This is a genomic window from Rhodopseudomonas palustris (assembly GCF_007005445.1).
Classification (GTDB): domain Bacteria; phylum Pseudomonadota; class Alphaproteobacteria; order Rhizobiales; family Xanthobacteraceae; genus Rhodopseudomonas; species Rhodopseudomonas palustris_G.
The window spans coordinates 1,305,308-1,322,041 of record NZ_CP041387.1; the positions used below are offsets into that span (position 1 = coordinate 1,305,308).

16 protein-coding genes are annotated in these 16,734 nt (G+C 66.2%); 10 read left to right on the plus strand and 6 right to left on the minus strand.

Annotated elements, in window-relative coordinates; genetic code table 11:
* Nucleotides 1-8: 8 nt before the first annotated feature.
* The 4 genes from gor (at nt 9) to FLL57_RS05930 (ending at nt 5,258) form a co-directional block, all read left to right on the plus strand.
* Nucleotides 9-1,394 carry a glutathione-disulfide reductase gene (gene gor, locus FLL57_RS05915; RefSeq protein WP_013503207.1) on the plus strand — a complete coding sequence of 462 codons (1,386 nt, stop codon included), beginning with the start codon at nt 9-11 and terminating at the stop codon, nt 1,392-1,394.
* A 187-nt stretch (nt 1,395-1,581) separates the two neighbouring features.
* A complete protein-coding gene (locus FLL57_RS05920; RefSeq protein ID WP_011157539.1) occupies nt 1,582-2,970 on the plus strand; it encodes a class II 3-deoxy-7-phosphoheptulonate synthase in 1,389 nt (462 codons plus the stop codon).
* A gap of 130 nt (nt 2,971-3,100) precedes the next feature.
* Nucleotides 3,101-3,454: a diacylglycerol kinase gene (locus FLL57_RS05925; RefSeq protein ID WP_142882386.1), complete on the plus strand. Its 354-nt coding sequence runs from the start codon at nt 3,101-3,103 to the stop codon at nt 3,452-3,454.
* 46 nt (nt 3,455-3,500) lie between these two features.
* Complete coding sequence (locus tag FLL57_RS05930; RefSeq protein ID WP_142882387.1) at nt 3,501-5,258, plus strand: NAD+ synthase; 1,758 nt, start codon at nt 3,501-3,503, stop codon at nt 5,256-5,258.
* Nucleotides 5,259-5,282: 24 nt separating this feature from the next.
* On the opposite strand, the gene FLL57_RS05935 is transcribed toward FLL57_RS05930, so the two are convergent.
* From FLL57_RS05935 to FLL57_RS05945, 3 genes are all read right to left on the minus strand, one after another.
* Nucleotides 5,283-5,858 carry a hypothetical protein gene (locus FLL57_RS05935; protein ID WP_142882388.1) on the minus strand — a complete coding sequence of 192 codons (576 nt, stop codon included), beginning with the start codon at nt 5,856-5,858 and terminating at the stop codon, nt 5,283-5,285.
* A gap of 143 nt (nt 5,859-6,001) precedes the next feature.
* Nucleotides 6,002-6,412 carry a type II toxin-antitoxin system VapC family toxin gene (locus tag FLL57_RS05940; RefSeq protein WP_142882389.1) on the minus strand — a complete coding sequence of 137 codons (411 nt, stop codon included), beginning with the start codon at nt 6,410-6,412 and terminating at the stop codon, nt 6,002-6,004.
* Nucleotides 6,409-6,672 carry an antitoxin gene (locus tag FLL57_RS05945; RefSeq protein ID WP_041807975.1) on the minus strand — a complete coding sequence of 88 codons (264 nt, stop codon included), beginning with the start codon at nt 6,670-6,672 and terminating at the stop codon, nt 6,409-6,411. The genes FLL57_RS05940 and FLL57_RS05945 overlap by 4 nt, the downstream gene beginning before the upstream one ends.
* A 195-nt stretch (nt 6,673-6,867) precedes the next feature.
* Here FLL57_RS05945 and FLL57_RS05950 point away from each other — a divergent pair, with 195 nt between their 5' ends.
* Entirely contained in the window at nt 6,868-7,608 is a 741-nt protein-coding gene (locus FLL57_RS05950) for a helix-turn-helix transcriptional regulator (protein WP_041807408.1), read from the plus strand.
* A 24-nt stretch (nt 7,609-7,632) separates the two neighbouring features.
* On the opposite strand, the gene FLL57_RS05955 is transcribed toward FLL57_RS05950, so the two are convergent.
* From FLL57_RS05955 to FLL57_RS05965, 3 genes are all read right to left on the minus strand, one after another.
* Nucleotides 7,633-8,967, minus strand: coding sequence for an FAD-dependent oxidoreductase (locus FLL57_RS05955; protein ID WP_013503199.1), 1,335 nt, complete (start codon nt 8,965-8,967; stop codon nt 7,633-7,635).
* 97 nt (nt 8,968-9,064) lie between these two features.
* The gene (locus tag FLL57_RS05960) at nt 9,065-10,216 is read right to left on the minus strand and encodes a DUF2865 domain-containing protein (RefSeq protein ID WP_013503198.1); all 1,152 of its coding nucleotides are present in this window, start codon (nt 10,214-10,216) and stop codon (nt 9,065-9,067) included.
* Nucleotides 10,217-10,404: 188 nt separating this feature from the next.
* The gene (locus FLL57_RS05965) at nt 10,405-10,713 is read right to left on the minus strand and encodes a hypothetical protein (protein WP_142882390.1); all 309 of its coding nucleotides are present in this window, start codon (nt 10,711-10,713) and stop codon (nt 10,405-10,407) included.
* A gap of 417 nt (nt 10,714-11,130) precedes the next feature.
* On the opposite strand from FLL57_RS05965, the gene cysS reads away from it, so the two are divergent.
* From cysS to FLL57_RS05985, 5 genes are all read left to right on the plus strand, one after another.
* On the plus strand, nt 11,131-12,522 hold the full coding sequence (cysS, locus tag FLL57_RS05970) for a cysteine--tRNA ligase (protein WP_142882391.1): 1,392 nt from the start codon (nt 11,131-11,133) through the stop codon (nt 12,520-12,522).
* A 163-nt stretch (nt 12,523-12,685) separates the two neighbouring features.
* Nucleotides 12,686-12,817, plus strand: coding sequence for a hypothetical protein (locus FLL57_RS23595; RefSeq protein ID WP_013503195.1), 132 nt, complete (start codon nt 12,686-12,688; stop codon nt 12,815-12,817).
* Nucleotides 12,817-13,326, plus strand: a complete 510-nt coding sequence (locus FLL57_RS05975) for a GNAT family N-acetyltransferase (protein ID WP_013503194.1) — start codon at nt 12,817-12,819, stop codon at nt 13,324-13,326. Before FLL57_RS23595 ends, FLL57_RS05975 begins: the two co-directional genes overlap by 1 nt.
* On the plus strand, nt 13,323-14,921 hold the full coding sequence (cimA, locus tag FLL57_RS05980; protein ID WP_047308496.1) for a citramalate synthase: 1,599 nt from the start codon (nt 13,323-13,325) through the stop codon (nt 14,919-14,921). Before FLL57_RS05975 ends, cimA begins: the two co-directional genes overlap by 4 nt.
* A gap of 268 nt (nt 14,922-15,189) precedes the next feature.
* The gene (locus FLL57_RS05985; protein WP_142882392.1) at nt 15,190-16,734 is read left to right on the plus strand and encodes an acetolactate synthase large subunit; all 1,545 of its coding nucleotides are present in this window, start codon (nt 15,190-15,192) and stop codon (nt 16,732-16,734) included.

Here is a 16,734-nt window from a genome sequence, read left to right on the forward strand (position 1 = left end):
GAGGCGACATGACCGACTTCGACGCGGACCTGTTCGTCATCGGCGGCGGCTCTGGCGGCGTTCGCGCCGCGCGGATCGCCGCCGGCTACGGCGCCCGCGTCGTCGTCGCCGAGGAGTACCGGTTCGGCGGCACCTGCGTGATCCGCGGCTGCGTGCCGAAGAAGCTGATGGTGTACGCTTCGCACGTCCACGAAGAAATTCGCGATGCCGCCGGCTTCGGCTGGACCATCCCGACCGCCGAGTTCGACTGGGCGACGCTGATCGCCAACAAGGACAAGGAGATCGCCCGGCTGGAGCAGATCTACGCCGGCAATCTCGAGAACTCCGGTGTCCGCACCGTCAAGGCGCGCGCGGTGTTCGAGGATCCGCACACGCTGCTGCTGTCGACCGGCGAACAGGTGCGGGCCAAGACCGTCCTGATCGCGACCGGCGGCGCGCCCAATCACGGCCGGCCGATTCCCGGCATCGAGCACGTGATCTCGTCCAACGAGGTGTTCCACCTCGAGCAGCAGCCGAAGCGCATCCTGATCCAGGGCGGCGGCTACATCGCGCTGGAATTCGCCTGCATCTTCGCCGGCCTCGGCTCCGACGTCACGCTGGTGTACCGCGGCGACAACATCCTGCGCGGCTTCGACGAGGACGTGCGCGCCCATGTCCGCACCGAGATGGAGCGGGCCGGCATCACCATCATCACCGGATGCACCGTGACCGCGGTGGAAAAGCTCGGCGAGGAATACACCTCGCATCTGTCGGGCGGCTCCAGCATCGCCTCCGACCAGGTGATGTTCGCGATTGGCCGGCATCCGGCGGTCGCCAATCTCGGGCTCGAAAAGGCCGGGGTCGCGATCAATCCGGACAATGGCGGCATCGCGGTCGACCAGCACTGCCGCACCTCGGTGCCGCACATCTATGCGGTCGGCGACGTGACCCATCGCACCAATCTGACCCCGGTGGCGATCCGCGAGGGCCATGCCTTCGCCGACACCGTGTTCGGCGGCAAGCAGGTCGAGGTCGACTATTCCTGTATCCCGACGGCGGTATTCTCCCAGCCTCAGGTCGGCACCGTCGGGCTCACCGAAGCGCAGGCGCGGGCGGCCCATGCTGTGGTCGACATCTACAAGGCCGATTTCCGTCCGATGAAGGGGACGATGTCGGGCAGCCAGTCGCGCATCCTGATGAAGCTGATCGTCGACGGCACCACCGACCGGGTGCTCGGCTGCCATATCGTCGGCCCGGAGGCCGCCGAACTGGTGCAGGTGATCGCGATCGCGATCCGGATGAAGGCCACCAAGGCGGATTTCGACGCCACCATGGCGCTGCATCCCACCGCCGCCGAGGAGTTGGTGACGATGCGCAACCGGACCGCGCGCTACCTGCGCGAGGCAGCCGAATAGCCGGTCGCGGCGTTCCGGCGGCCCGCCGACAGTTCGGGCGAGGCCGCCGCGCCAACGAATTAGGCTTTTGCCGCAAGGGGTTGTAGTCTTGAGCGGATTTCCAACTAGCGGTTGGCAGGGCGGCTGTGTATAACGCGCCCGCCGCGACCCGTTTTTAACTAGCGGCTTGTTTCTTCAGGAGTGGCCTATGTCCGAACGCTGGACACCCGATAGCTGGCGCGCCAAGCCGGTGCAGCAGATGCCGCAATATCCCGACGCGAAGGCGCTGGCGGATGTCGAGGCGCAGCTCGCGAGCTTTCCGCCGCTGGTGTTTGCGGGCGAAGCGCGCAACCTGAAGAAGGCGCTGGCCACCGTGGCGGCCGGCGATGCTTTCCTGCTCCAGGGTGGCGACTGCGCCGAGAGCTTCGCCGAGCACGGCGCCAACAACATCCGCGACCTGTTCCGCGTCTTCCTGCAGATGGCGATCGTGCTGACCTATGCGGGCGCTTCGCCGGTGGTGAAGGTCGGCCGGATCGCCGGCCAGTTCGCCAAGCCGCGCTCGGCCCCGGTCGAGAAGCGCGACGGCGTCGAGCTGCCGAGCTATCGCGGCGACATCATCAACGACGTCGCCTTCACCGAGGAAGCCCGGGTGCCCGATCCGCGCCGGCAGATCGAAGCGTACCGGCAGTCGGCCGCGACGCTGAACCTGCTGCGCGCCTTCGCCAAGGGCGGCTACGCCAGCGTCGAGAACGTGCATAGCTGGATGCTGCAGTCGGTCAGCGACAGTCCGCAGTCGAAGGCCTATGCGGATCTGGCCGATCGCGTCTCCGGCGCGCTCGATTTCATGCGCGCCTGCGGTCTCACATTCGCGGTCGATTCCTCGCTCGGCACCACCGACTTCTACACCAGCCACGAGGCGCTGCTGCTCGGCTACGAGCAGGCGATGACCCGCGTCGACTCCACCACCGGCGACTGGTACGCGACCTCCGGCCACATGCTGTGGATCGGCGATCGCACCCGCCAGCTCGACCACGCCCATGTCGAGTATTTCCGCGGCATCAAGAATCCGATCGGCCTGAAGTGCGGTCCGTCGCTGAAGACCGACGAGCTGCTCAAGCTGATCGACATCCTCAATCCCGACAACGAGCCGGGCCGGCTGACGCTGATCGGCCGTTTCGGCCATGAGAAGATCGGCGAGCACCTCCCGGCGATGGTCCGCGCCGTGAAGCGCGAGGGCCGCACCGTGGTCTGGTCGTGCGATCCGATGCACGGCAACACCATCACGTCGAACTCCGGCTACAAGACCCGGCCGTTCGACCGCATCCTGTCGGAAGTTCGGTCGTTCTTCGCGGTCCACGCCGCGGAGGGGACGCATGCCGGCGGTGTGCATCTGGAGATGACCGGTCAGAACGTCACCGAGTGCCTCGGCGGCGCCCGCGCGATCACCGACGAAGACCTCAACAACCGCTATCACACCGCCTGCGATCCGCGGCTCAACGCCGAACAGTCGATCGACATGGCGTTCCTGATCGCGGATCTGCTCAAGCAGGGACGCGCCGGCAAGGCCAGCCCGCTGCAGGCGGCGGCTGGTCTCTGACCGGCCCGCGATCACGATCCGCTACGCGAATGGCCGGGCTCGTCCCGGCCATTCGCATGTCAGAGCTTCCCTGAGAGACGCTGCCCGCGGCTGGCGTGGGCGTAACGACCTAAACCAGAGGCGTGAACCCGTGCTGAGGTTCTGGCGGGCGACCATCAATTCGTGGCGCGGACTGAAATTCGCGATCCGCTCCGAGGCTGCGATCCGCGAGGAGCTGGTCGCGCTGGTGCTCGCCGTGCCGGCTGCCTGGCTGATCGGCACCACCGCGGCGCGGCGCGTCGAACTGGTCGCGGTGGTCGCGCTGGTGATCGTGGTCGAACTGCTCAACACCGCGATCGAGAAGCTCGCCGACCGGCTCACCACCGAACACGACCCGCAGATCGGCCGGGTCAAGGACATGGGCTCGGCGGCCGTCGGCGTTGCGCTGGCCATCGCCGGTCTGTTCTGGCTGTTCGCGCTCGCCGAGCGGCTGGGGCTGCTCTGACGCGGCGCCGATTGCGGAGGCTGCGGGCTGCGGCTACATCTCGACGATGACCGAAAATCCCGCCCGCCTGACGATTTCGCTCGCCCAGCTCAACCCGACGGTCGGCGATATCGCCGGAAATGCCGACAAGGCGCGCGCCGCGCGCCGGCAGGCCGCCGCCGACGGTGCCGATCTTGTCGTCTATCCGGAACTGTTCATCGCCGGCTACCCGCCCGAAGATCTGGTGCTGAAGCCGGCGTTCCAGGCCGCCTGCCGCGCCGCCATCGAGGAACTGGCGCGCGAGACTGCCGATGGCGGACCGGCGATGCTGATCGGCTCGCCCTGGGTCGATGGCGGTAAGCTCTATAATGCCTGCGCGCTGCTCGACGGCGGCCGCATCGCCGCGCTCCGGTTCAAGGTCAATTTGCCGAACTACGGCGTGTTCGACGAGAAGCGGGTGTTTTCCCGCGGCCCCGTCGCGGGTCCGATGACGATCCGCGGCGTCCGGATCGGAGTGCCGATCTGCGAGGACACCTGGCTGGAGGAATCCGACGAGTACGAGAACGTCGTCGAGTGTCTGGCCGAGACCGGCGCCGAGATCCTGATCGTGCCGAACGGCTCGCCTTACGCAGGCGGCAAGACCGACCTGCGGATGTCGGTGTCGGTGGCGCGCGTCACCGAGAGCGATCTGCCGCTGGTGTATCTCAATCAGGTCGGTGGCCAGGACGAACTGGTGTTCGACGGCGCGTCCTTCGTGCTCAACGCCGATCGCACGCTGGCCGCTCAGTTGCCCGGTTTCGTCGAGAGCATCACTACGCTGAGCTTCGTGAGGGGCGCGGCGGGCTGGCGCTGCGACGGACCGGTGGCACCGGTGCTCGAAGGCGACGAGGCCGACTACGCAGCCTGCGTGCTGGGCCTGCGCGACTATGTCCGCAAGAACGGCTTTCCCGGCGTGCTGCTCGGTATTTCCGGCGGCATCGACTCGGCGCTGTGCGCGGCGATCGCGGTCGACGCGCTCGGCGCGGGCAAGGTCCGCGGCGTGATGCTGCCGTTCCGCTACACCGCGCAAGTCTCGCTCGACGACGCCGGCCGTCTCGCGGGCGCGCTCGGCTTCGGCTACGAGGTGTTGCCGATCGCGAAAGCTGTCGAAGGCTTCGAGGCGATCCTGGCGAAGCCGTTCGCAGGCCTCGCGCGCGACATCACCGAGGAGAACCTGCAGGCGCGCACCCGCGGCACGCTGTTGATGGCGATCTCCAACAAGACCGGCGCCATGGTGGTGACCACCGGCAACAAGTCGGAGATGAGCGTCGGCTACGCCACGCTGTACGGCGACATGAACGGCGGCTTCAACCCGATCAAGGACATCTACAAGACCCAGGTGTTCCGGCTGTCGTCCTTGCGCAACCGCTGGAAGCCGGACGACGCGCTCGGCCCGGACGGCGAGGTGATCCCCGAGAGCATCATCATCCGCCCGCCGACTGCGGAGCTGCGCGAAAACCAGACCGACCAGGATTCGCTGCCGCCCTACGACGTGCTCGACGCCATCCTGCAGCGGCTGGTCGAACGCGAAGAGCCGCTCGCCAGCATCGTCGCCGAAGGCTTCGACAAGGACACCGTCGTCCGGATCGACCGCCTCCTGAACATCGCGGAGTACAAGCGGCGCCAAGCGGCGCCGGGCGTCAAGGTCACCCGCAAGAACTTCGGCCGCGACCGCCGCTACCCGATCACTAACCGTTTTCGCGACAAGGCCGAAGCGCTGCCGGCACCGGACGAGACGCTGGTGACGAAGGCTGGGCGGGCGTCGAGCGAGGCGTTCGAGGGTTGATTGTCTTGTTAATGGACGAATAGGTCATCGCATTGCCCGGGAGAGTTCTGCAATACGAGTGATTTCATCGTGCATAGGACCGAATGGATATTTCTTTCCGAGAAGGACGAATGTCTTTGTTTTCGGGTCGACCAATCGAAAGACGTGACCAAGAGTTTCGTCAGCAAAGTCGGAGTCTTCGACCATTGGGCTAGGAAGGATGTTGCCGGCAATATCGCCTAGCAGATATTCGTCCAGCCGCTCGTCGAAGTGTTCTATGGCGTTGCGAAGCTCGCGATTCTGTAGCGGCGAGTTGTTGCTAACTGCGAAGAGTTGCCGCAGTCGAGCGCCTCTCGCTCTTGGAAGCGCCTTTTTCTCGACAGGGAAGAAAAACCGCGAAAGAGCGGCCGCATGGCCTAATGCTTCTTGTGCGCTCGCTACGGTGGCTGACGCGGATTGCGCCAAATTTGCGCCTTCGGCAAAGTTTGCAAAGGCAACTTCGGCTCGCTCGGCTGCGTAGTAAATGGCTTCAATGTAAAACGCGATGAAGATGGGTTGAATCCCATCGCACTCAGTTACGATGAGCTTGGCGCGCCTTTCAAGTTCAGGCTTGTCGAGCATGGCGGCTCCGAGTTTCAACATTTCAAGTAGCTAAATTGTCTTTAGAGTATGTAGCGCCGTGGTCTGAATGAAACGGAATCCGAAGGCTTGGTCGCCGCCGCCAGTCCCAGAATTTATTCCACGTCGGCTGGACAGCTAGATATTCAATTCATCTCCGCCCAATCCTCGATCCGTAAGGGCGAAGGCACGCGGCTGAAAGCCTTGTCTCGCGTCACTAGCTTCGCGTCTGTCGCGGCAGCATGAGCTGCGATCATCATGTCGAGAGGAGAGAGCGTGACGCCTTTGGCTTCGCAGGCGGCGCGTAGCTCGGCGTAGGTCTTGGTCACCTCGTGATCCCAGGGCAGGACGTCGACTCGGAGCAGGAATTCGCGAACCCGTTCGGACAGCGCAGTGGGATAGCCTCGCTTAGCGAGGCCGTAGAGGAGTTCGGCTTCGGTGATCGACGAGATCACGACGTCCGAGATGGGCAGCGCGACCAGTCGCTCGATGATCTCGCGCTTATCGCCTCTGATGACATGGCTGGCGACATTGGTATCCAGCATCCAGCCGCTCATTCGGTCCAGCCTTCGAACGGATCGCGATCCTGCGGCGGCTGGGTGCGGTCGGGCGGCCCCATGAAGTCGTCAGGCACTGCTGTTGTCTTGTGGAGCTCCAGCAGACCGTCCCAGGAGTCCGGCTTGCGGGACAGGATGACATCACCCGTCTTCTGGTCGCGGCGCACGAAAACCTCGCTGCCTTCGAAGCGAAACTCCGCGGGGAGCCTGACGGCCTGGCTGCGGCCGGTCGTGAAAATCTTGGCGGTTCGGGACGTCATGGTCGCCTCCGGGTCTCTGATATATATCATGATATATATCTTCGCGAGGAGCGTTGGGGAAGGGGGCTGGCTGGCGGTCTTCGAGAGCTGGCTTGCCCCGTTGGCCGGCAGCCGATTTGATAGGCGTATCGCCACCAGAAGGCGCCGTCGCCCCGCGATCGGACCGCCACGCCTTCCGATCCCAGCGAGCCGCGCATGACGATTCCTGTCCCGACCGCCATCGCCCCCGATCTGCTTCACCGCGCTACGCCGGCGGCGTTCGCCGAGGCGGCTATGTTGTCGCTGCGGCCGGTGTTCGGGGCGTCGCGTGCGGTGCTGGCCGATCGGCGGTGCGGGCGGCCGGGCGACATGTACTTCGTCAACTGGCCGGCGTGGTGCCAGGCGCACTATTGCGCCGAGGTGAGGGCGCGCGATCCGATCCGGGGCTGGCTCGATCGGGAGGCGGCGGACAAGGGTGTCGCGCGGCTGTCGGAACTGCTGCCGGCGGCGTTGCGCGGTGCGCCGCGCGAGCCGCTGTTGGCGGGCAGCGGCGCCGGTTTCGTGCTGACGCTGGCGCTGCGCGAGCAGGATCGCATCGTCGGCGCGCTCAGTCTGGTGCGCGACGCCGGGCACGGCGATTTCGACGAGCGTGACCGCGGGCTGGCGCTGGCGCTGCTGCCGTTATTGGAGATGGCGTATCATGGCGTCATCGCGCGCGGCGCGGCGACGGTGCCGCTCTGTGCCGGCAACGATCCGCTGCGTGCGTTGACGCCGCGCGAGCGCGACGTCGCGGCGCTGGCAGCGGCCGGCCATTCCAACAAATCGATCGCCCGGCTGCTCGCCACCAGCCCGTGGACGATCAAGAACCAGATGCGCGCGGTGCTGCAAAAGGCTGGCGTGCAAAACCGCACCGAACTGAGCGCGCTGTGGAATGCGCGGTCCGGTGAGCCACGCTGAACGACGCGCGCTGCGCAGGTTCGCTCAGATCCGCGCCATCAGCTCTTGTGCGGCCGTCAATCCCGACCAATGCGCCTGTCCGACCGTGCTGTTGGTGAGATAGTCGCCGCAGAACGCCACCCGCGGCAGCGGCCCGAGATCGCGGAAGCGGCGGAGCTTGCCGATGTAGCCCTTCGGCCGCTTGCAGATCGCGTCGGGCTGCTGGGAGATGAAGCTGTCAATCACCCGCGTATCGGCGAGTTGCGGCAGAGCGTCGACCACGTCGGCCCAGGCGATCGTCAGCAGCTCGGCGGTGCCGGCGCCGGCGTGCTGGCGGCAGCCCCAATCCTTCCACTGCGAATGCGCAAACGTGGTGCCGTTGCCCATGTCGGTGAAGCGCAGATTGCCGGTGCGGCGGAAGCCGTCGGCGGCGGGCAGCACGTAGGTGTCGAGCAGATCGCCCTTGGGGCGGTCGAGCAGGTAGTACACGATGTGATGGCCCGCATAGTCGATCGCGTCGAAGAACGCGCGCCGCTCGGCGTCCAGCGCCGGCATCAGCGCCGCCACCTTGTTGCCGGGCACCGCCATCACCACCGCGTCGCCGCGGACAGTTTCGGCGCGGCCTTGGGCGACGATGTCGACCTCGACGCCGTGTTGGTGATGTCTGACTTCTGCGGCGCGGCAGCCGAGCCGGACCTCGACCCTGGGGTCGGCGGCGAGGCTGCGGCCGAGCTCGAAGGTGATCCGCCCGGCGCCGCGTTCCTTGAAGCTCCAGATCTGGTCGCCGGACCAGGACAGCCTTCCGGCGGTGCTCCACGCCGTCCAGGCGAGCGAGTAGTCGTCCGCGCCGTAGCCGCAGAACATTGCCACGCAGGGCTCCAGGAAGTAATCGACGAAGGTCGGCGAGAACCGTCGGAAGTATTCGCAGGCGTTGACGTCGTCGAGCGCCGCGGCGGTGGTGATGTCGTGCGGATCGCCGGCCACCGCCACCTGCGCCAACTTCGGCAGCGTCGCCAGCAGCTTGGCTTTTTCGAGCAGCGGAATCGCCGGATGCTTCGCGGCGCCGATCAGGTCGAAGGCGCCGAAGCCGACGGTGCGGCTGCGCTCGACCAGCACGTTCCAGCGATGAGCGGCGGTGAGATCGGCGATCGCATCCGGCTGGTAGATGCCGAGCTTGCGGGCAAGATCGATCAGATTGGTCTCGGCGCCGAGGAAGGCGAACGCGCCGGTGACGGCCCAGACGCCGTGCCATTGCACCGAGCGGCAGCGTCCGCCGGCCTCGGCGTCCTGTTCGATGAGGACGATGTCGTGGCCGGCTTCGCGCAGCCGATCCGCCGCGCCCATGCCGGCGATGCCGCCGCCCACCACGATGATCCGCATCTGTCCTCCCGAGCCGTAACGCGATGCGAAAGGCTAGGGGAGGACGGTCGGGGCGGGCTATAGCTCCGATGGGCTATTTGGCGGCGCAGGTCGCCGCTTACTGCGCGGTCGGCGGGGTTTGGTAGAACTTCGGGCCGACGGTGCGGATCTTGCTCGGATCGGTCGCGGGCGCGCTGGGGTCAGGCTGATTGGACGCGGTCGCGGGCGCGGCCTTGCCGCCCTTGGCCGAGGTGCGCTGCGCCGGCGGCGCCGACAGCTTCTTGGCGCTCTCTTCGGTGACGATGATGTCGCCGTGCTCGGCGGCCGAGCGGTCGTCGACGCCCTTCATCGCGTCGGCCCAGGTCTGGTTCGCCTGCTTGCAGCTACAGGACGGATTAAATTCCTGGCGATAGCGGAACGCGTTCGGCAGCGAGGTGTAGGGCTGGCCGTTGATCGAGACCGCCTGATTCATGTCCTGGCCGGGGTTGCGATACGCGTACAGCGACGCCTCGGAGGCGGGGCACAGGCTCTTGCAGGTTCTCTCGTCGTCGCCGAACCGGCTCGGCACCGTGGCGAACGAGATCGGGAAATAATAGCCGTCGCAGGTGCGGACGCAGACGGTGCGGAACGTGCCGCCCTCGGTGCTGCCGTAGTCCGTGCCCGGCATGCCCGGTGCTGCGCTGCTGCCGCCCTGGAACAGATTGTTGAACAGGCCGCCACTCTGCTGCGCGGCCGCGGCATATTGCGGGCCACAATTGTTCTGCGCCAGCGCCTGGATCACCGAGCGGCGCTGGCTTTCGCGATCGTTGCCGCCGGGGCCGCCGCTGCGCAGTCGCTCCAGCGACGAGTTGATCTGGTCGAGATTGCCGCGCATCTGTTGGATCTGGTTGTTGACCGGACCGCATTGCGCCGACTGGCCGCTGAACAGCGAGAAGAATCCGGAGCTTTCGCAGCCCATCCGCTTGGCCTGCATGCCGACGCGGTCGAGTTCGGCCTGCTGGCGGGCGGCGGCGTCTTCGAAGCGCCGGATCTGGTCGGAGCGGGCCGGATCCATGCTGCCGCGGTCGATCGAGGCGAGCTGTGCTTCCAGCCGCGGACAGAGCGGGTTGATCTGGCCGCCCTGCGGGTTCTGCTGATAGCCCGGTGAATTGTAGCCTTGCGACGGATAGCCTTGCTGGGCAACCGCCGCAGACCCCAGGGTCACGACGGCCAGTGCGACGGTGCCGGCGAGCAAGCGGAGGCGGGTCGCGGAGTCGAACATGTCGGGCATTCAGGAATCCGAACGGAGGTGACGTCGGCGATCCGCCGAATCACTCGACAAATCCGCGCGATAGGCCGCGAAACGTGTCCGTTGAACCCCGCGGCGACGCGCAATTCTTATCCGCTTCTTTCGGCAGGGTCACGTCGTTTCCGGGGCGTCTCTGTGGCGAACCCGCGGCCCCGTCCTGGACCGCTGGGTCAGCGCTGGCAGGTGATTGCGACGTATTCGTTGCAGACGCCCTGGGCGCAGGCCGAGCCGTTCGTTTTCGGCACTGCGCCGGTGATTTCGTCCGGGTCGACCCGGCGATAGGCGACCGCCTGGGCGAATTCACGGGACTGGCAATACGCCGCCGCCGCCGGGGCGCCGCATTTTTCGCTGCGGGCGAGGCACAGGTCGATGCCGTAGCCGTCCGGCTGGTTGGCGACGATGAACACCCGGCTGTCGGCATAAGCCGCCGACGTCGCAAGCAGCGCCGCGCCGGCAAGGAAGGCAGGTATCAGTTGCATGGTGCAGCACCAGGAACGAGAGGATGACCCCCGTCCGTACCCTGAAAAGGGTTAAAAAACGTTAACCATGGTGGCGGTATCGTGGGCCGGACGCCGATCACGGCCAAGATCGGCCGGAGCGGGCGGTTCTCGGGAGCGGGGCGGCGGCGATGACCCCCCGGAAAGCGGGGCACGACCATCGGTGCGGGGTGCGGGCGCCGAATTGATGGCCGGCAAGAACAACAGGCCGGAAAGAACAACGTCCTCCGGCGATCGACGGACTTGACGGATTTAAGGCCGGTCGCCATGGTGCGGCGATGAACGGTTTCCTCGCCATTTGCACTCGCTGCGAGATTATTAGCTAGCTGACACGCTGGCTGAGGCCGTCTTTTCTCCTATCGAGAGCACTGGACGCCCGGCCGCAGGGGACGGGTATCCATGGAATTGCGCCTTTACGACACGCTGACGAAGGAGAAGCGCCCCTTCGTGCCGCTCGATCCGGCCAATGTGCGGATGTATGTCTGCGGCCCGACGGTCTACGACTTCGCCCATATCGGCAACGCCCGGCCGGTGATCGTGTTCGACGTGCTGTTCCGGCTGCTGCGCCATCTCTACGGCGAGGCGCATGTCAAATACGTCCGCAACATCACCGACGTCGACGACAAGATCAACGACCGCGCCGCGCGCGACTATCCCGGCCTGCCGCTGAACGAGGCGATCCGCAAGGTCACCGAGCAGACCGAACGGCAATTCCACGACGACGTCGATGCGCTCGGCTGCCTGCGGCCGACCGTCGAGCCGCGCGCCACCGAGCATATCGGCGAGATGCGCAGCATCATCGAAAAGCTGGTCGCCGGCGGCTTCGCTTACGTCGAGCAGGACCATGTGCTGTTCTCTCCGAGCGCGATGAACGCCGCCAACGGCGTGCTGCCGCGCTACGGATCGCTCGCCAACCGCTCGCTCGACGAGATGATCGCCGGCGCCCGCGTCGATGTCGCGCCGTACAAGCGCGACGCCACCGACTTCGTGCTGTGGAAGCCGTCGAAGCCCGGCGAGCCGTCGTGGCCGTCGCCGGCCGGCATCGCCATGCCGGGCCGCCCCGGCTGGCACATCGAGTGCTCGGCGATGTCGTGGAAGCACCTCGGCGAGACCTTCGACATCCATGGCGGTGGCATCGATCTGGTCTTCCCGCACCACGAGAACGAAGTGGCGCAAAGCTGCTGCGCCTTCCACACCGAGCGGATGGCGCAAACCTGGATGCACAACGGCTTCCTGCAGGTCGAAGGCGAGAAGATGTCGAAGAGCCTCGGCAACTTCATCACGATCAGGGAGCTGCTGGCGACGGAGAAGTTCGGCGGACGGTCGTGGGATGGCGCGACGCTGCGGCTCGCAATGCTGAAGACGCATTATCGGCAGCCGATCGACTGGACCGTCGATGCGCTGCACGAGGCGGAGAAGGCGATCCTCGACTGGTCGGAGTTCACCAAGGATGCGACGCCCGCACGTTGCGACGAAGTGATCGCCGCGCTGACCGACGATCTCAATACGCCGAAGATGATCGCCGAACTGCACGCGCTGCGCCGTGCCGGTCGGGCGCAAGAGTTGCTCGGTGCACTACAATTACTGGGTATCGGCAGGGTGTTTCGCCAAAGCATCGACATTGGTGTCAATGCCAGAGCGCTGATCGAAGCCCGCACCGTCGCCCGCGCCAACAAGGACTGGAAAGAGTCCGACCGCATCCGCGACGAACTCGCCGCGATGGGCGTGGTGCTGAAGGACGGCAAGGACGAGAACGGCAAGCCGGTGACGACGTGGGAGATGGCGCGGTGAGGCACACACCTCTCAACGTCATTCCGGGGCGCCCGCGCAGCGGGCGAACCCGGAATCTCGTCGCCACAACCTCGGGATTCCGGGTCTGCGCTGCTGGCGCAGCGCATCCCGGAATGACGAGCGTGACTGCAGTCGCAGCAAGACTATCAACGGAGATCGCGCGATGACCGAGCAGAAGCCGACCGGGCGGCCTGATACGCCGTTTCCGAAGCACTGGCTGTACTACATCGCGCTGAAGATCGTGCTGCTCGGCGGCGCCACGGCGCTGGTGCTCAAGCTGTACGGGTTCTGGTGATGAGCACCAGCGCAAGACCGGCGCTGCGGCCGTATCTGCCCGAGGATGCCGCGGTCGCTGCTGCGATCTTCGTGGCGGCGGTCGAGCAGCTCACCGCGGACGATTACAGCGAGGAGCAGCAGGAAGCCTGGGCCTCGGCGGCCGACGACGATGCGAAATTCGCGGCGCGTCTCGCCGGCCAGCTCACGCTGATCGCGACGCTGCAGGGTGTGCCGGTCGGCTTCGCTTCGCTGAAGGGAGCCGACCATATCGACATGCTGTTCGTGCATCCCGACTACGTCGGCCGCGGTGTCGGCGCGACGCTGATCGATGCGCTGGAAAAGCTCGCCGGCGCACGCGGCACGCTGATCCTCACCGTCGACGCCAGCGACAATGCCGCCGAATTCTTCGCCAAGCGTGGCTACGTCGCCAAGCAGCGCAACACCGTCTCGATCAATGGCGAATGGCTCGCCAATACCACGATGACCAAATCGCTGGCGGATTCCGCCGCGCCCGGAGCCTCCTCATGAGCCGCGAACGTCTCTATCTGTACGACACCACGCTGCGCGATGGCGCCCAGACCAACGGCGTCGACTTCACCTTGCACGACAAGAAGCTGATCGCCTCGCTGCTCGACGATCTCGGCATCGACTATGTCGAAGGCGGCTATCCCGGTGCCAATCCGCTCGATACCGAGTTTTTCGGCCAGGATCAGAACCTCGAGCGCGCCACCTTCGCGGCGTTCGGTATGACGCGCCGGCCCGGCCGTTCGGCCTCGAACGATCCCGGCATCGCGATGCTGCTGGATGCGAAGGCGGATGCGATCTGCTTCGTCGCCAAGTCGTCGGAGTATCAGGTCCGGGTCGCGCTGGAGACCACCAACGAGGAGAACATCGCCTCGATCCGCGACAGCGTTTCGCTGGCCAAGGAAAAAGGCCGCGAGGTGCTGGTCGATTGCGAGCATTTCTTCGACGGCTACAAGGCCAATCCGGAGTTCGCGCTGCAATGCGCCAAGGCGGCGTATGAGTCCGGGGCCCGCTGGGTGGTGCTGTGCGACACCAATGGCGGCACCATGCCGGACGAGGTCGAGGCGATCGTCGGCGAAGTGGTCAAGCACATCCCCGGCGCGCATGTCGGCATCCACGCCCATAACGACACCGAGCAGGCGGTGGCGAATTCGTTCGCCGCGGTGCGGGCCGGCGCGCGGCAGATCCAGGGCACGCTTAACGGCCTCGGCGAGCGCTGCGGCAACGCCAATCTGGTTTCGATGATCCCGACGCTGAAGCTGAAAAAGGAATTCGCCGACAAGTTCGAGATCGGCGTCTCGGACGACAAGCTGGCGAGCCTGGTGCAGGTGTCGCGCGCGCTCGACAACATCCTCGACCGCGCCCCCAATCCGCACGCGCCTTATGTCGGCGGCAGCGCCTTCGTCACCAAGACCGGCATCCACGCCTCGGCGGTGCTGAAGGATCCGCAGACCTATGAGCACGTGCCGCCGGAGTCGGTCGGCAATCATCGCAAGGTGCTGGTGTCGGATCAGGCCGGCAAGTCGAACGTGCTGGCCGAGCTGGCGCGCACCAATATCCAGTTCGACCGCGACGATCCTCGGCTGTCCCGGCTGGTCGAGAAGCTGAAGGAACGAGAGGCGGCCGGCTACGCCTACGAGTCCGCCAACGCCTCGTTCGACCTGCTGGCGCGCAGCACGCTCGGCACCGTGCCGGAGTTCTTTCGGGTCGATAAGTTCGACGTCAATGTCGAGCAGCGCTACAACTCGCACGGCCAGCGCGTCACCGTGGCGATGGCGGTGATCAAGGTCGAGGTCGACGGCGAGACGCTGATCTCGGCCGCCGAAGGCAACGGCCCGGTCAACGCGCTCGACGTCGCGCTGCGCAAGGATCTCGGCAAGTACCAAAAGTACATCGAGGGCCTGAAGCTGGTCGACTACCGCGTCCGTATCCTCAATGGCGGCACCGAGGCCGTGACTCGGGTGCTGATCGAGAGCGAGGACGAGGACGGCCGGCGCTGGACCACGATCGGCGTGTCGCCGAACATCATCGACGCGTCGTTCCAGGCGCTGATGGATTCGGTCGTCTACAAGCTGGTGCAGTCGAACGCGCCGGTGTGATGCCGAAGCGGTGCTGTCCGCCTGAATAACGTCGACTGGGAATTAGGTACCTTTCCCCGTCATTGCGAGCCGAAGGCGAAGCAATCCAAGGCCCAGTGCCAGGGCTCTGAATTGCTTCGTCGGCTCCGCTTCCGGTCATGACCGCCGACACAATTTTGTCCTGGCGGTTGTCATCTCCGCATCCCACTGACAACATATCCCCCAAACAGATCATAGCCCGGCGCAGTCGACGCCGGCCGCAGGGGGAAGACGCGTGGTGGGTGAGGGAATGAACGGCGCACAGTCGGTGGTGCGGACGCTGGTAAATTGCGGCGTCGAGGTGTGTTTCGCCAATCCAGGCACCTCGGAAATGCACTTCGTCGCGGCGCTGGATTCGGTCAGCGGGATGCGGCCGGTACTGTGCCTGTTCGAAGGCGTGGTCACCGGCGCCGCCGACGGCTACGGCCGGATCGCCGGCAAGCCGGCGGTGAACCTGCTGCATCTCGGCCCCGGCCTCGCCAACGGCCTTGCCAATCTGCACAACGCCCGCCGCGCCGCGACGCCGATCGTCAACATCGTCGGAGACCACGCCGCCTATCACCTGCAATACGACGCGCCGCTGACCTCCGACATCGCCGGCTTCGCGCGGCCGGTGTCGAGCTGGATCCATGAATCCAAGAGCGCCGGGGCGGTGGCGAGCGATACCGCGCGCGCGGTGCAGGCGGCTTGCGCGGCGCCGGGCGGCATCGCCACGCTGATCATGCCGGCGGACGTCGCCTGGAATCCGGCGGCGCGCGCAGCGCACAAGCTGCCGGAGATCGGTCCGTCCAAGGTTGCGGCCGACACCGTCGAGGCAATCGCCAAGCTGCTGTCGAACGGCAAGAAGTCTGCGCTGCTGCTGCGCGGATCGGCGCTGCTCGGCGATGCGCTGGAGGCGGCCGGACGGGTCGCAGCCAAGACCGGGGTCCGGCTGCTGTGCGACACCTTCGCGCCGCAGACCGAACTCGGTGCCGGCCGCGTCCCACTCGAGCGCATCCCGTATTTCTCGGAGCAGATCACTGCGTTCCTCAAAGACGTCGAGCAACTGATCCTGGTCGGCGCCAAGCCACCGGTGTCGTTCTTCGCCTATCCGGGCAAGCCGAGCTGGGGCGCGCCGGAAGGTTGCCTGATCGATTATCTGGCGCAGCCGCATGAGGATGGCGCGCAGGCGGTGAAGGATCTCGCTGCCGCGGTGGGCGCGCCGGCCGAGCCGGCCGCTCGGACTCAGCTGGTATTGCCCGATCTGCCGAAGGGCAAGCTCAATTCGCTCGGCGTCGCGCAGGCGATCGCGCATCTGACGCCCGACCACGCGATCTACGCCGAGGAGGCCAACACCTCCGGCCTGCCGTTCCAGATGATCCTGCCGAAGGCGCGGCCGCACACCCATCTGCCGCTGACCGGCGGCTCGATCGGGCAGGGGCTGCCGCTGGCGATCGGCGCGGCGATCGCGGCGCCGGATCGCAAGGTGGTGTGTCCGCACGGCGACGGCGGCGCCGCCTACACCATGCAGGCGCTGTGGACGATGGCGCGCGAAAAGCTCGATGTCACCGTGGTGATCTACGCCAATCGCTCCTACGCGATCCTCAACATCGAGCTGCAGCGGGTCGGTGCCTCCGGCGCCGGCGCCAATGCGCTGTCGATGCTCGATCTGCACAATCCGGAAATGAACTGGATGAAGATCGCCGAAGGTCTCGGCGTCGAAGCCAGCCGCGCCACCACCGCCGAGGAATTCTCCGCGCAATACGCTTCGGCGATGAGCCAGCGCGGTCCGCGGCTGATCGAAGCCTTGATCTGA

What these genes read in the sequence shown, in the direction of transcription:
- gor (WP_013503207.1), top strand. Translation starts at nt 9, where the DNA reads ATGACCGACTTCGACGCGGACCTGTTCGTCATCGGCGGCGGCTCTGGC.
- FLL57_RS05920 (WP_011157539.1), top strand. Translation starts at nt 1,582, where the DNA reads ATGTCCGAACGCTGGACACCCGATAGCTGGCGCGCCAAGCCGGTGCAG.
- FLL57_RS05930 (WP_142882387.1), top strand. Translation starts at nt 3,501, where the DNA reads ATGACCGAAAATCCCGCCCGCCTGACGATTTCGCTCGCCCAGCTCAAC.
- FLL57_RS05935 (WP_142882388.1), bottom strand. Translation starts at nt 5,858, where the DNA reads ATGCTCGACAAGCCTGAACTTGAAAGGCGCGCCAAGCTCATCGTAACT.
- FLL57_RS05940 (WP_142882389.1), bottom strand. Translation starts at nt 6,412, where the DNA reads ATGAGCGGCTGGATGCTGGATACCAATGTCGCCAGCCATGTCATCAGA.
- FLL57_RS05945 (WP_041807975.1), bottom strand. Translation starts at nt 6,672, where the DNA reads ATGACGTCCCGAACCGCCAAGATTTTCACGACCGGCCGCAGCCAGGCC.
- FLL57_RS05950 (WP_041807408.1), top strand. Translation starts at nt 6,868, where the DNA reads ATGACGATTCCTGTCCCGACCGCCATCGCCCCCGATCTGCTTCACCGC.
- FLL57_RS05955 (WP_013503199.1), bottom strand. Translation starts at nt 8,967, where the DNA reads ATGCGGATCATCGTGGTGGGCGGCGGCATCGCCGGCATGGGCGCGGCG.
- FLL57_RS05960 (WP_013503198.1), bottom strand. Translation starts at nt 10,216, where the DNA reads ATGCCCGACATGTTCGACTCCGCGACCCGCCTCCGCTTGCTCGCCGGC.
- FLL57_RS05965 (WP_142882390.1), bottom strand. Translation starts at nt 10,713, where the DNA reads ATGCAACTGATACCTGCCTTCCTTGCCGGCGCGGCGCTGCTTGCGACG.
- cysS (WP_142882391.1), top strand. Translation starts at nt 11,131, where the DNA reads ATGGAATTGCGCCTTTACGACACGCTGACGAAGGAGAAGCGCCCCTTC.
- FLL57_RS23595 (WP_013503195.1), top strand. Translation starts at nt 12,686, where the DNA reads ATGACCGAGCAGAAGCCGACCGGGCGGCCTGATACGCCGTTTCCGAAG.
- FLL57_RS05975 (WP_013503194.1), top strand. Translation starts at nt 12,817, where the DNA reads ATGAGCACCAGCGCAAGACCGGCGCTGCGGCCGTATCTGCCCGAGGAT.
- cimA (WP_047308496.1), top strand. Translation starts at nt 13,323, where the DNA reads ATGAGCCGCGAACGTCTCTATCTGTACGACACCACGCTGCGCGATGGC.
- FLL57_RS05985 (WP_142882392.1), top strand. Translation starts at nt 15,190, where the DNA reads ATGAACGGCGCACAGTCGGTGGTGCGGACGCTGGTAAATTGCGGCGTC.